This window comes from uncultured Maribacter sp. (genome assembly GCF_947500405.1).
Taxonomy (GTDB): Bacteria; Bacteroidota; Bacteroidia; order Flavobacteriales; family Flavobacteriaceae; genus Maribacter_B.
Genome location: NZ_CANMRY010000010.1, coordinates 40,685 through 56,108 on the forward strand (window position 1 = coordinate 40,685; position 15,424 = coordinate 56,108).

The window sequence follows — 15,424 nt, forward strand, 5'->3', positions numbered from 1 at the left end:
ATTTTAATATTATAGTTCTTCTGCAGTTGCAATAATTTCAGCAATATCCATTACTTTAACTATATCTTCTTTTTCTTTATTTTTTACCCCATCTGTCATCATAGTTATACAATAAGGGCAGCCTGTTGCTATAATGTTTGGTTTTGTTCTAAGTGCATCTTCTGTTCTTAGTACATTAACATCTTTATCTCCTTTTTCTGGTTCTTTAAACATTTGTGCACCACCAGCTCCACAACATAATGCTGTTTGCTTATTCCTTTTCATTTCAATAATATTTGCATCTGTTTTTTTAAGGACTTCTCTTGGCGCATCATATTCATTATTTGCTCTTCCTAAGTAACAAGGGTCATGAAATGTAATGCGTTTTCCTTTATAAAGGCTTCCTGTGACATTTAATTTTCCAGAATTAATTAAATCTTGAATAAATTGGGTGTGATGAATAACGTCGTAAACACCTCCTAAACCTGGATATTCATTCTTTAAACAATTATAAGAATGAGGATCACAGGTTACTATTTTTTTAATTCCATATCCGTTTAAAACTTCAATATTCATTAAAGCTTGCATTTGAAAAAGAAATTCATTTCCTGCTCGTTTAGCAACATCACCAGTACAACTTTCTTCTGTTCCTAAAACAGCAAAATCTACATTGGCTTTATTTAAAATTTTAACAAAAGCTCTTGTTATTTTCTTTGCTCTATCATCAAAACTACCAGCAGAACCTACCCAGAACAACACTTCGGGTTTCCTACCTTCTGCCATACATTGCCCCATTGTAGGAACCCTTAGTTTATCATTACTCATAAAATCAACGTTTTATATAAATGCTTAAGTTTCTTTTAATACATTACTAAATAAGCTTAAAGCAAATATTTTTAAAAATTTAACCTTACTGCTTATTATTCTTCAACCCAATTTAACCTGTCCATCTGATTATATGGCCAAGGCGCACCATTATTTTCTATATTAGACATCATATTATTTAATTCTACTGGAGCAGCACTTTGCTCCATTACTAAATAACGGCGCATGTCTTGAATAATTGATAATGGACTAATACTTACTGGGCATTCTTCTACACAAGCATTACAAGTAGTACATGCCCATAGTTCTTCTTTAGTTATGTAATCTCCCAGGAGTTGTCTCCCATCATCTACAAAAACTCCTTTATTAGCATCTATATTTTTACCCACTTCCTCTAGGCGGTCACGGGTATCCATCATAATTTTACGAGGAGATAATTTTTTCCCAGTTAAATTTGCAGGACAAGAAGAGGTACACCTACCACATTCTGTACAGGTATAAGCATTTAATAATTGTACCCAACTTAAATCTTTAACATCAGATGCTCCAAATTTTTCTGGAACTGAGTCATCTTCTGCAGGTGCAGCAAAAGGGTCTGCACTTGGATCCATCATTAATTTTACCTCTTTAGTTATAGCTTCTAAATTATTTAACTTCCCTTTTGGTTCTAGGCTTCCGTAATACGTATTAGGAAATGCTAGTAAAATATGCAAATGCTTAGAATAGTATAAGTAATTTAGGAAACATAAAATTCCGATTATGTGTAACCACCATGCTGTTCTCTCTAATACTATTAAGGATGAGATAGACATATCTGAAAATAAAGATGCTATAAACTGACTTACTGGAAAAGCTCCTGCTTTTGCATAATGGGGTACATCTAGTAGTTGAAGCTGATAGTCTGCAGCATTCATAGTCAAGAACAAAGTCATTAATACCAATTCTATATATAGTATTATATTTCCATCATTCTTAGGCCATCCGTTCATTTCTGGGTTTACAAAACGCTTTATTCTAATAATATTTCTTCTAATCCAAAAAATAACAACAGCTACTATTACTAATAGTGCTAAAATCTCAAAAGAGCCAATTAAAAGATTATATACACTCCCTAATGAAGCAAATATTCTATGGGTACCAAAAAGGCCATCTATAATTATTTCTAAAACTTCAAGGTTAATAATTATAAAACCTGCATAGACAATAATATGAAGAAAACCAGCAACAGGTCTTACCACCATTTTAGTTTGACCAAGTGCAATTTTGGCCATATTTTTCCATCGTTGGGGTTTATTATCACTTACATCTACATCTTTTCCTAGTTTTATGTTTCTAGAAAGACGTAATACGTTTTTAGTAAAAAATCCAATTCCCGCAACTAAAACGATTGCGAATAAAATATTTGAAAGATATTCCATAAAAAATCTCAGTTATTCAATATTTTCCGCAGGGTCTTCCTCCGGAACGGTGTATTCTTTTTGTTTTTTTCCAAATACAGATACATTAACATATCGCTTAGGATTTAATCTAAAGTCTTGTAGTAATAAATCTAATTCTTTAGAAGCACTATTAAGGTTCGTGTACAACTCTTCGTTATTCATTAATTTTCCTAATGTCCCATTTCCTCTATCTATTTTTGCCATTAACTTATCTAAATTAGCGACTGTAGATTCTAGATTAGAAAGGGTTCTTCCTAAACCTGCATTATTTATAGAATCTGTAATGCTTGTTAGATTAGAGGTAAGAGATTCAAAGTTTGTTAAAGATTCATTTAACTTACCTTCATTATTTTTTAAAATATTATTTAAGACAGATGCACTGCCGTTTAAACTAACCATAAGATCGCTTAAACCAGCAATAGCGGTTTGCAAATCTTTTTTAGTTTTTTTATCTAGTACTTTATTTACATTTAATAAAACAGAATCTGCATCCGTTACAGCAGATTCAAACTTTTTAAATAATGGTGTTAATTTTTGCTGTGCAAGTTCTGTTAACCCTGGCCTTGTTTCTGTAGTTAAGGTATCTCCTGTTTTTGCAATAGGAGCATCATCAAAAACCGGAATTATTTGCAATCCCTTACCTCCTATTATTCCAGTATCATACAGTTCTGCTCTACTATTCTTAGAAAAACTAAAGTCTTTATTTACAGTAAAAGTTACTAGTAAATTACCCATACCATCTTTAAACTGAATATCATTTACAGTTCCTACAGAAAAGCCGTTAATAGAAACAGGGGTTCCTGGCTGCAAACCTCCAATATGAGGATAAATTGCATAAAGCTTATTATTATTATCAAAAAGCGGTGTGGACTTTAAGTAACTAAACCCCATTATAAATAAAAGTATTCCTCCTATAACAATTATTCCTGTTTTAATTTCTCTAGATAGTTTCAAACGAATATGTTTTGGGTTCCTAACAAAATTAGAAATATTTTTTTTGATCTTAGCAATTTTATTCAGATATGTACTCAAGAGCTTTTTCTAAAGGAATCCGAACTCCGTCTTTATAAGCTACTATGTATGAACTAGTGTATCCTTTTAAATCGGCATTTTTCTTAAATAATTTTACTTTCTGATAAGATTCTGTATTCCCATACATATATCTAAACAAATTTTTAACTGGTTCTTTAGATAAATCATTTAGTCCATTAAAATTTTCTGCTTCTAAAGCTATATTCTTTCCGCTAGCCAGCAGTTGTACTTTAAAAATAATACTATAATTCTTTTTAACTACTATTGGCTTAGGAGTTTCTATTTCTTTTTCTTTTTCTTTTTTTTCCTCTGAAATTTCTTTTTCTTCTACCTGTGTTCTTACTCCAGACGATGATCTAATAACTTCTTTAGTTGGTATAATACCCCCTACTTCTTTTATTTCTGCAACTTCCTCTTTTTTTAAAACAATAGGCTCTTTTTTATTTTCTACTTGAGGCACCTCCTTTTCTATAACTTTTTCTGGATCCTCTTTTATTTTTTCTTCTATAACAGGTACATCGGTAGTATCTACAGGGGAAGATATAGTTGTATTTTGTGAAATTTTAGAAGGCACCTCTTCCTTATACTTTATAATTGCAGAAGCTATAGCTGTTCCTATTTTAGATTGTCCTTGTTTAGAATTTAAGTAAGCCCCTTCTTCTTTATTTGTTAAAAAACCAGTTTCTACTAAAACACTGGGCATAAAAGTTTGATGTAACACTATAAAACCAGCTTGTTTTACTTTACGGTCATTCCTTTTTAATTTTACAGAGAAATTTTCTTGCATAATTTTTGCTAACGCAATACTCTGATCTAAAAACTCTTCTTGCATTATAGTTAACCCTATTACTGACTCTGGAGAATTAATATCATAATTAGCATATCTAGTCTCATAATTATCTTCCAAATAAATTACGGAGTTTTCCTTTTTAGCTATTTCAAAATTTTGTTTGTTAGCATGCAGCCCCAAAACAAAAGTTCCTGCCCCGTGCGCATCAGAAGTATGAGAATCGCAATGAACCGATACAAAAAGGTCTGCATTTGCCTTATTTGCAATCTCTCCGCGAACAAATAAATCTATAAAAGTATCATCCTTTCTGGTATAAATTACTTTAATATCTTTATTCTGTTCTAAAATAGCTCCAACCTTTAAAACAATATTTAATGCAATATTTTTTTCTAAATATCCATTTCCTAAATTCCCAGGGTCATGACCTCCATGCCCCGCATCTAAAACTATAATAAATGGGTCTTCTTCTTGTAAAACCTCATTAAATAAGGCATAGGAAGAAAAAGAAACACCCAAAAAAGCTATTGGTAAAAGAAAAATTAATTTAAATTTCATATTTGTATTCTAATTAATAGTTCCTAATAAGGTTAAATTTATTGTAATACCATACAAAAGGAACAAAAAATATATGTATGTTTGAACTCCAAAAGTCGAGCCAAACCTTTTACAAAAATAGGATATATAGCCTTGCAATCAAATAAACATTATTTACTTTTCTTTTTCTTGCTAGTTCTAAGTCTAGTTTCTTTGCATGCGCAGGAGGACAAAGTCATTACTTTACCTATTAAAGCCGAAGCAGATTCTATTACAGCTCCACTCTTTCCTATACCTGTAGAAATAGATAGTATTGAACGAGACTCTATACTCCAAGATAGTCTAAATAAAAAGCCTGCTCTTTTGTTAGACAAAATAACTTACAAAGCAAAAGACTATGTAAAGCTTAGCCAAAAAGACCAAAAAATATATTTATATAACGAAGCGGAAATTTATTATCAAGACACAGAACTTAAAGCTGGTATTATAATAATGGATTATATAAAAAATGAAGTATATGCCGGCCGATTAAAAGATTCTTTAGGAAATTATACCCAAACTCCATTTTTTAAACAAGGAACTAATGAAGTGGTTCCTGACTCAATACGGTTTAATTTTGACACTCAAAAAGCACTAATTTGGAATTCTAGAACAGAACAGCAGGCTGCTGCTGGATCATTAGGTAGTGATGCTATGAAAGTTTATGCTAATATCACAAAAAAAGAAAACGATTCGGTTTACTTTCTAAGCGAAGGAAAACTAACTACGTCTTCAGATACCATTAATCCAGATTATTATATTCGCATTAGAAAAGCCAAATTTGTACCAAAGAAAAAAGTAATAGCAGGTTTTAGTAATTTATACATTGCAGATGTTCCTACCCCTATTGCATTGCCTTTTGCTTACTTTCCGTTAACCGTAGGGCGATCTGCAGGTATTATGATGCCAACTTTTGGTAATGACCCTAATACTGGTTATTTTTTACAAGATTTAGGCTATTATGTACCAATAGGAGAAGTAGCAGATATTACTTTTAATGGTAGTTTTTACACCAATGGAAGTTATGGTATAAGAACCCAATCTGTTTATGCAAAAAGATACAAATACCGTGGTAATGTAAATATTAGGTATGAAAACCAAGTAACTAGTCAAAAAGGGTTTGATGATTATAGTAGAAGTTCAAATTATAACATCCAAATTTCTCATTCTCAAGATACAAAATCTAGTCCAAACTCTAGGTTTTCTGCCTCTGTAAACCTTGGTAGTAGTAATTACTATAGAAATTCATTACAACAACAAAACTTACCAAATACGCAAAATAATAATTTATCATCCTCTATATCCTATTCTAAAACTTTTCCTGCATACCCTTCTATAAACATGAGTTTATCGGCTACGCATAGCCAAAACACAAATACAAAAGTTATTAATATGACGTTACCAACCTTACAAGCAAGCATGGAGCGTATTTTTCCTTTTGCAAAAAGAGACGGTATAAAAAAAGGGATTATTCAAAATATAAACTTTCAATACAATCTTAACGCAAGAAATACGATTGTAACAGATGATGATAGTTTTTTTAAAAGTGAGATGTTTGACAATGCTAAGGTTGGAGCACAACATTCTATTCCAATTAGCACAAATTTTAAAGTTGCAAAATTTTTTAGTGTAAGTCTTGGCGGTAGATATGAAGATGTTTGGGCTCTTAAAACATTAGATAAGAGTTATGATTTTGAGAATGAAGTGGTAGTAACAGATACTATTAGTGGTTTTGATCGCTTTAACAAGTATAGCTTAAGTGCTAGTATAGGAACTACTCTTTATGGAACTTTTGACTTTGGAGAAGATAAAAAAATACAAGCCATACGCCATGTTATGCGACCATCTTTAAATTACGGCTACGCCCCTTCTTTTGATCAATTTTATGATGAATATATTGGTCCAGATGGCGCGGTACAGTTTACAAGGTTTGAGAACTCTCAATTTGGTCGTCCAAGTTTAGGGAAATCTAATAGTTTGAGTTTTTCTTTAGCAAATACCTTAGAAGCAAAAGTAACCGATAAAGATTCTACTGCAACCGAAGCTAAGAAAATACCCATCTTGAGTAATTTTAATATATCTACAGGATATAATTTTGAGTCAGACTCCTTAAGATTGAACCCTCTAAGTGTAAATGGAGGAACTAATATTCTAGACAATAAAATGTCTATTAACTTTTCGGCAGGTCTTGATCCTTATGCTATTGATAACACCGGAAGACGTTTTAATAAGTTTAATATAGATAATGGTGGTAGCTTATTACGTTTAACCAGGGCTAATGTAAATGTATCTTACTCTATTGATAGCAAAACATTTGGAAAGAAAGAGGATGAAGAGGAAGAAGAAGAACCAGACCCTTTTGATTATGTAGCATCTAGCGGTGGTAGAACAGACGACCTTTTTGGAAAAGGTGACGATTTTAATGACACAAGATATAGAGATGATAATGAAAAAAAAGGGGATGACGTTGACAATCCCATTTTTGGAACAAAAATACCATGGAATTTTCGTTTGGCTTACTCTGCCAATTATATCAATACTGCAAGACAAAATGAATTTAGCAGCCACTCTTTAATGTTCTCTGGAGATATAGAATTATCTCCTAGATGGAAAGTTGGAGGCTCTTCTGGTTACGATTTTAAAAACAACGGGTTTACACTTACACAATTACGGTTTGAAAGAGATTTAAAAAGTTTTACCTTACGTTTTAACTGGACACCATTTGGCCAGTACAAAAGATGGTATTTCTTTATTGGTATAAAAAGTTCTATTCTTAAAGATCTTAAATGGGAAAATAGAAGCCAACGAGTTAGATAGTAATTTAAAAATATTTATGATGAAAAAAATAATAACAACTACTAAAGCTCCTGCTCCTATAGGGCCTTACAACCAAGCAATACTAAGCGGAAACACATTATATATATCTGGTCAAATACCAATAAACGCTTCTACAGGAAAACTAGTAGAGGGTAATATAAAAGAAGAAACTAAACAATCTATGGAAAACTTAAAAGCAATACTTGAAGAAGCGGGTATGACTTTTGAGCATGTAGTTAAGTCTTCTATTTTTCTTAATGACATGAACCAATTTACAGATGTAAATGAAGTATATGGCACTTATTTTAATCCGGAAACAGCACCATCCAGAGAAACCATAGAGGTAGCAAATTTACCTAAATTTGTAAATGTTGAAATTTCTATGATTGCAGTAAAATAAGCTACTTTATAAAGTTTGTCTGTGAAATTCCACCAAACCATCAATTGGTTTTTGACGTATTACACCCACTATTAAATCGTTTCTTTCTAAAACAGTTTTTAATTCTTCTCTTAAAAAATATGCTACACTACCAACAAAGTTAATTGGCACTTTTGTAGCTAACTCAAATTGCATTACATAGTTATTTATAAATTGCTGAAATCCCTTATCTATAACTCCTTTGCAATATGGATGCTCTTTATTCTCTATTAAAAAACGAGCAAATGTTGCTAAATAGGTATTTGGATTAGGCTGTTTGTATAAATTATCTTTAATAACATCGGCCTCTAAATTATATTCTTTACTAAACTTGATTCCCAAATCTGCCGGCATTTTATGAAAATAATAATCTCTTATTAATTTTCTTCCAAAAAAGTTTCCACTACCATCATCCATAGGAATATAACCAAGCGATGTAACTTTCTGAAATAATTGGTGTCCATCAAAATAACTACAATTAGAACCCGTACCTAGAATACAAACTATTCCTTGATTTCCAATTTTTGTTGTAGCATAAATAGCTGCATAGGTATCTTCCTTAACATCTGCTTTTGCATTAGGAAAATAATCTGCAAATATTTCTTTTAAAAATATACGCATACGATCTGTACCACAACCTGCTCCATAAAAGAACAAATGAGTTACAGCTTCCTTGTTTTTTGAAAGTTCAAAGTTATTTGCTAACCTATCCTCTATAACATCTCTTGTTAAAACTTCTGGACTTAATCCTAAAGTTTGAGTAAAGAAAAGTTTTTCTCCTTTTTCATCTAAAGCTATCCAATCGGATTTTGTAGCTCCACTATCAACAATTAATATCATATTACGAACTTTTAAAAAACAATCCTAAAAACAAGATATAAACCTTGTTTTTAGGAAAAAATTATACAAATAATTTATATGCTTATAAACTAGCTACGTGTTGTGCTAAATCTACTAATTTATTAGAATAACCAGCTTCATTGTCATACCAAGAAATGATTTTAAAGAAAGTTGAGCTTAACTCAATTCCTGCCCCAGCATCAAAAACACTTGTTTGTGCTTCTCCTACAAAATCTTGAGAAACCACATCTTCTTCAGTATATCCTAAAACACCATTTAAAGCACCTTCAGATGCAGCTTTAAATACTTTTTTAATTTCTTCGTAAGAAGTTTCTTTTTTAACTCTTACCGTTAAATCTACTACAGAAACATCTGGTGTTGGAACTCTAAAGGCCATACCTGTTAATTTTCCATTTAATTCTGGAATAACTTTACCTACCGCTTTTGCTGCACCTGTAGATGAAGGAATAATGTTTGCCATTGCAGATCTACCTAATCTATAATTTTTTCTAGAAGGAGAATCTACAACATATTGCGTAGAAGTACTTGCGTGAATAGTAGTCATTAAAGCTTCTTCTATACCAAAGTTATCGTTTAATACTTTAGCAACCGGAGCTAAACAGTTGGTTGTACAAGATGCATTAGATACTATTAAATCTGACGCTTTTGCTTCTGTATGGTTAACTCCCATTACAAACATTGGCGCATCTGCAGAAGGTGCAGAAATTACCACTTTTTTAGCACCACCATCAATATGTAATTGCGCTTTTTCTAAAGTTGTAAAAATACCAGTACACTCAGCAACAACTTCTGCACCAGCAGCATCCCATCCAATACTCTTTGGATCTCTTTCTGCTGTAATTCTTACTGTTTTTCCATTTACAACTAAGTTACCATCTTTTACTTCAACAGTACCATCAAATTTTCCGTGAACAGAGTCATACTTTAATAAGTATGCTAAGTGTTCTACATCTAATAAATCGTTTATAGCAACTACATCTACATCTCCTCTTTTTACAGTGGTTCTGAAAACTAATCTACCTATTCTACCGAATCCGTTAATTCCTATTTTTAAATTTGACATGTTTCTAATTTATATTAATTAATTTATGTTGTCATTATATCTGATACTCTAATAAGCTCTTTATCTATTTTAGTATGGCCTTTAATTGCCATTTCTAGTGGGGTAAGTATTAGTTTATTGTCTTGTATACCAACCATTAAACTAGTTTTCCCTTCTAATAAAGCCTCTACTGCCTTTACTCCCATTCTACTAGCTAATACTCTATCATGACAAGAAGGAGACCCCCCTCTTTGCATGTGCCCTAATACAGAAACACGCACATCATATATTGGTAAATGCTTTTCTACATATTCTTTAAGTTCAAAAACATTTTTACCAGTTTTATCCCCTTCTGCAACTATTACAATACTTGAAGATTTTCCCGATTTTTTACTACGCTTTAATGATTCTACTAAACGATCTAATCCTAAATCTTCTTCTGGTATTAAAATTTCTTCAGCGCCTGCTCCTACTCCTGCATTTAAAGCTATATGACCAACGTCTCTTCCCATTACTTCTACAAAGAATAATCGGTTATGAGAACTTGCTGTATCTCTAATTTTATCAATAACCTCTACTACAGTATTTAAAGCAGTATCAAAACCTAGCGTAAATGTGGTTCCGAAAATATCATTATCAATAGTACCAGGAATTCCTATTACTGGAAAATCGTATTCTTGATTAAAAACCATAGCTCCTGTAAAACTACCATCTCCACCAATTACTACAAAAGCATCAATTCCTTCTGCTTTTAATTGTTTATACGCAGTGTTTCTTCCTTCTTTAGTTCTAAAATCCATGCATCTAGCACTTTTAAGAACCGTACCTCCTTTATTTATAATATTGTTTACACTGCGAGCATCCATAGGTTTAAAGTCTCCTTCAATCATACCTTGATATCCTCTATAGATTCCTACGCAATTAATTTTATGATATGCACAACTACGAACGACTGATCGTATTGCTGCGTTCATTCCTGGAGAATCTCCACCAGATGTAAGAACTCCTATTTTTTGGATTTTCGTACTCATTCTAATCTTATATTTAAACGAAATTAGCAAACTTAATTTAATAAATTAAGGCTTGTAAGCATTAATTTTCAAGAGGATACGTGCTATAACGTTTTCGTATTGAAAATAATTTCTATTCTCAAAAAATATTACTAAAAACTGAAGTTAATTTATCGCAAAATTGGATTTTTGGGCGTCTTTTTATAAAATCTTATTAGACTATCTTTCCCCATAATTGAAGTTGGAGCTACTTCTTTTATTTCTTTAATTTTGTCTTTCCCTAGAATTTTCCTGACAAGTTCTTTAAAATTATTAAAATCTACCTCATAAGATAAACCCACCCCTTGCGTATACCCTTGGCGATCTGCTAAAAACTCTTGAATCTCATTCTCTCTATTAAAAAACTTAGCACTTAATGTTCCTTCTTCATTAAGTAATAATTGTATTTCTACATCTCCTGCTACTACTGTTTCACTAGAACCACCTACAGGAACTCCAAACTTACCGTTAATTAATACTCGATCACTAATTTTTGTAGATACTGTTAAGCCTATTCTATCATCTGTTTCAATATCTGCGCTTTTATCTACAATACCTTGTTCATAAGATAACCCAAGATTAAACTTATCACTATCACCGCTTAGAACCTGATTTAATAATCCTGATGCAGATTGTAATAAATTCCCCGTAACTGCTTGTTGATTAATTCCAGTTTGGTCATTAACAAAAGAACCTTGTGCTAATAAAAACAGGGCATTTTTTTCTTCTACGGTTGGATCTTGTAATCTATATTCCAATTCGGATTGGATAATAGAATTTGCACTTGGAAATTCTATTTCAAAATCTATTTTAGGGCTTTCTAATTCTTCTGATAATTTAATAACTACATCTGTAGGTATTCTTCTAGTTGCTGTACCTGCATTATCTAATAATGGTGCTGGATTGGCCGTTAAAGAATAAACAGCTTCCATATTTAATTGCGCAGCTAAAGGGTCCCTCTCCCAATTAATTGTTCCTCCAGGTTTTACAATAAATGTTTTATCTATTATGCCTCCAAACTTATAATGATACTGCCCTGTAACAACAACAAAATCCCCAAACATTTCAAACTTACCTCTGGTATTTATTTGCATTAATATGGTACCTGCTCCTGTACCTTTTAAAGAACTCTTAGTTTTTTGATCGGTTACTATTTCTACTTCTGCATCTGGAGTTATATCTAAATCAAATTTTAGCTCTAAACCTTGATAATCTTTTAAAACCCTCTCATCCGTTATATCTCCTGTTTTATTTTTACGAACAAAATTAATAAACGAGTAATCTCCTAAACTAGCAACATCACTTAATGGAATTTTTAAAGAAGTCCCCTTAGCCGTAGAACCTATTACATCAATATTTAATGCTGTTGTAGGCCCATATATTCTCCCAGTTCCATTTAAATAGCCTGCTCCATAAAAGAGTTGATCTTCATCAAACACTGTATCTAAAATTAAAAAGCGGTTATTATTTGTATCAACATCTAAATCTAAAACCCAGTTATCAAAATATCTATGCGATATAATACCATCTATTGTTGCTTGGGTCTCTGCTTTAATATCGGTTAAGTTTATGTTTTCAAAATCAAAAGTTTGCTCATATAAGCGTACTTTAGAATTTGGTGCAAAAGAGTAATCTACATTTAAATAAGGAATACTAATCCCTGCTTCATTTAAAGAAAGTAAACCATTAATTTCTGGGTTATTTACCGGTCCCGTTATACGAGCACTACCGTTTAAATTTCCTCTTATATTTCCTATAACACCTTCTCCTAAGGGGCTAAATGGGTGTAATTTAAAATTGCCAAAATTTACTAAAAGATTTGCCTCTGGCGTTTTTCCAGTGTTTAAAATATTACCAACCACACCTAACTTTTCAACACCATTTTCTGTAAGTTGAGAGTTAACCGAAAAATCTGTCAAATCTCTATTTCCTACAATACCTATAGATAAATCTCCTAATGGGATTTTATTAATGCCAAAATTAGAAATAATTAAATTTGAAGACGGTAAATAAATATCATCCTTTTGTAAAATGTTTAATATACCGTTTACTTGGCCATTTAATTTAAGGCTATCTATTGCCGGTGTAATTTTATCTAAAGACACTATTTTAAATTGCAACTCTAAGTCTTTGTAGGTAGAATCTGCAAGCTGTCCCTTTAGCCGTATTTGCTCTTCTTTACTATTATTCATTACAATTTCTTTTATTGTAATGCTATCTAAAGTTCTATTAAGAATTACTTTATTTTTAGCGTCGCCAGTCTTGTTTAAAACCCATTTATTCCCCTTAAAGCTAATATCAGAAGTTTTTAAACCAATAACAGATTTATTCTCTTTATTAAATGTATGATAAAAGTTTAAATTATAACTATCATTATACTCACTACCCCCCTTAAACTCTGCTCTAAAAAACAATGTATCTTTTAATGTAGTGTTTATTAAATTAAAATCTTTTACATCATAATAATGTGTAGATAAATCGCCAACAGATACATAAGTATTGTAAAGTGGGTTTTTATTATCAATCTTTAAATCTATATTATCAGCTTCGTTTCCATAAGCAGCTATACTTGGTGATTTAAAATTTAATTTTAAGTCTCCATCATCTGCATTAATATTACCTTTAATAAAAGTATTTGGATCAAACTTCACTTCTGGAAAAAAAACATCTACAATTTTATTATAAATTTTAAAGTTAAAAGCTATTTTTTGTCCTTTAGATACTTTGAATGGTCTATAATTGGTATAAATACTACCCAGAGAATTCTGCACTACTTTACCTAATTCTTTTATTTTAAAATTCCCTTTTAAATATCCTGTTATAATATCGGGAGAATTTATTGTTATTGTCCGTATAGAATCATTCTCAAAATCAGAAGAAATTTTAAAGTCTTCAAAATAATAGGTATAATTTTTATTTTGAAAGTTTGTCTTGGAAAATTTTATATCACCCACTAAATTATCTAAAGTGTTTCCGCTAATATCCATATTTACATTCCCCTTAAAAATGGAAACACTATCTTTTATGAAATTAAGTTTCTTTAAGTTCGCATATCCTACAGATGCTATAAAGTTGAAGTTGTTACGCCCCTCTTCAAAATCTGCTAATCCTTTAAAATTAAACTTCAAGTTTTCATCATTACTAACCAAAGAACCATCAAAAAGTTGCTCTTTTAAAAGCCCAGACACCTTTATATCTTTATACTTATAATTATTAAACTCAATAGAATAAAGATCCCCTATTACTTCTGTATTTAAGTGTTCTTTTACAAACCCTTTTCCCTCTATATTAAAATCTAAATTAGCCTTTCCTATAGTTTCATTTTCTATAAAACCACCTAAATCAAAATCTATTAAAGAAATAAAACCTTTGTAAGTTGCATTATCAATATTATTAATATCGGTTAACACTACATCTGCATAAGAGCTTCCTATATTAGTATTTAAATTTATTTTTGCTTCTATTGCAGATTTTTCTACGGTAGTGTTTCCTCTAATAGTAAACTGACCCAATTTTTGAAAAGAACTTGGCAATGTTTTTCCTAAAATATTGGGCATTAAAGACCTCATTTCATAATAACTAGAGGTAATATTTTTAATCTTAGCAACCATTTTAAAAGGGTCTTTTCTCGAAAAAAGATTTTTAAAATTAAAATCGCCTCTTATTCCTGTACTATTAGTGTTTAAGAAAAGTTTATCCGTGTTTAAGTCATTTAAAACGCCATGCACACTCGTAGAAAATGTGGCTATCTTACCAGAGCCAAATTCATTATATAATTTATTAATCTCGTCAAAAGAAACAGTAGATTCTGTAAATGTTGCTTCTACTTTTACTTTGTTTAAAAAATCTGAAAAATCCTTTCTCTCATAATTAAAAACTAATTCTCCAAGTAAATTAGATGTCTCTGTCTTAAGGTTCAAAGAATCAAAACGCATTTGCTGTTTTGTGTACTTAAAAACTGTTTCGAGTTTATATACATTTATACCTCTACCACTCTCAAAAGACATATCATGTATTGCAGTAGTAACATTTGGTCCAACAATACTAAAGTCTGAAGAAGCAATATTTATTTTTTTGAAATTTAAAAGCTGTGGTTTTTCAAAATTCTCATTAATTAATTGAAAATTACTATTTAGAATCTCCACCTCTGAAGAAGATAAAAGAAAAGGTGGATCTCCAGGCGCTCTTTCTTTCCCGCTATCTAATTTTTTTATAAAAACATCTAAATTAGTATCTCTTAATCCCTTATAGGTTTTTAACTTAAAATTAAGACTATCAATATCTACTGCTCCAAATTCTAATTTACCTTTTGCAAGATTCTGCACACTTAAAATCGAAGTTTTTAAGTTGTTTACATAAAAAAGAGTGTCTTTTTTATAGTCTTCTACATAAATTCCTTTTAAAGAAGCTTTCCAAGATATTAGAGAAATTCCTAAACGATCAATATTTATGTTAGTTCCATATTTGTTATTGATTGTTTTTGTTGCGTACTCTGCAAAACGAGTTTGTACAGACGGTAAAGCCAAGATAATGGTACCCAAAATACATGTAACTAAAAGCACAATTAGTATTCGTAATAGTATTTTTCTTAGTTTTTTG

10 protein-coding genes are annotated in these 15,424 nt (G+C 31.1%); 2 read left to right on the forward strand and 8 right to left on the reverse strand.

The annotated features are described in order from the left end of the window. Nucleotides 1-9: 9 nt before the first annotated feature. The 4 genes from Q0945_RS13360 to Q0945_RS13375 all read right to left on the reverse strand — a co-directional run bounded on the left by Q0945_RS13360 (nucleotide 10) and on the right by Q0945_RS13375 (nucleotide 4,620). Nucleotides 10-804 (reverse strand): (Fe-S)-binding protein, encoded by a 795-nt coding sequence (locus Q0945_RS13360; protein WP_299435402.1) that lies wholly within the window; start codon nucleotides 802-804, stop codon nucleotides 10-12. Nucleotides 805-899: 95 nt separating this feature from the next. Beyond that, nucleotides 900-2,222, reverse strand: a complete 1,323-nt coding sequence (locus Q0945_RS13365; RefSeq protein ID WP_299435404.1) for a (Fe-S)-binding protein — start codon at nucleotides 2,220-2,222, stop codon at nucleotides 900-902. A 12-nt stretch (nucleotides 2,223-2,234) separates the two neighbouring features. Further along, entirely contained in the window at nucleotides 2,235-3,197 is a 963-nt protein-coding gene (locus tag Q0945_RS13370; protein ID WP_299435406.1) for an MlaD family protein, read from the reverse strand. 58 nt (nucleotides 3,198-3,255) lie between these two features. Further along, nucleotides 3,256-4,620: an N-acetylmuramoyl-L-alanine amidase gene (locus Q0945_RS13375; RefSeq protein ID WP_299435408.1), complete on the reverse strand. Its 1,365-nt coding sequence runs from the start codon at nucleotides 4,618-4,620 to the stop codon at nucleotides 3,256-3,258. A gap of 168 nt (nucleotides 4,621-4,788) precedes the next feature. Between Q0945_RS13375 and Q0945_RS13380 the strand changes: the two genes are divergently transcribed. After that, complete coding sequence (locus Q0945_RS13380; protein WP_299435410.1) at nucleotides 4,789-7,455, forward strand: putative LPS assembly protein LptD; 2,667 nt, start codon at nucleotides 4,789-4,791, stop codon at nucleotides 7,453-7,455. A 19-nt stretch (nucleotides 7,456-7,474) separates the two neighbouring features. Further along, entirely contained in the window at nucleotides 7,475-7,855 is a 381-nt protein-coding gene (locus Q0945_RS13385; RefSeq protein ID WP_299435412.1) for a RidA family protein, read from the forward strand. A gap of 6 nt (nucleotides 7,856-7,861) precedes the next feature. Here the strand turns inward: Q0945_RS13385 and Q0945_RS13390 are convergent, their stop codons facing one another. The 4 genes from Q0945_RS13390 to Q0945_RS13405 form a co-directional block, all read right to left on the reverse strand. Beyond that, nucleotides 7,862-8,713 (reverse strand): N-acetylglucosamine kinase, encoded by an 852-nt coding sequence (locus Q0945_RS13390; RefSeq protein ID WP_299435414.1) that lies wholly within the window; start codon nucleotides 8,711-8,713, stop codon nucleotides 7,862-7,864. 82 nt (nucleotides 8,714-8,795) lie between these two features. After that, a complete protein-coding gene (gene gap, locus Q0945_RS13395; protein ID WP_299435416.1) occupies nucleotides 8,796-9,797 on the reverse strand; it encodes a type I glyceraldehyde-3-phosphate dehydrogenase in 1,002 nt (333 codons plus the stop codon). Between the two features lie 23 nt (nucleotides 9,798-9,820). Next, complete coding sequence (pfkA, locus tag Q0945_RS13400; RefSeq protein WP_299435418.1) at nucleotides 9,821-10,807, reverse strand: 6-phosphofructokinase; 987 nt, start codon at nucleotides 10,805-10,807, stop codon at nucleotides 9,821-9,823. A gap of 149 nt (nucleotides 10,808-10,956) precedes the next feature. Continuing rightward, the gene (locus Q0945_RS13405) at nucleotides 10,957-15,366 is read right to left on the reverse strand and encodes a translocation/assembly module TamB domain-containing protein (protein ID WP_299435420.1); all 4,410 of its coding nucleotides are present in this window, start codon (nucleotides 15,364-15,366) and stop codon (nucleotides 10,957-10,959) included. Between the last annotated feature and the right edge of the window lie 58 nt (nucleotides 15,367-15,424).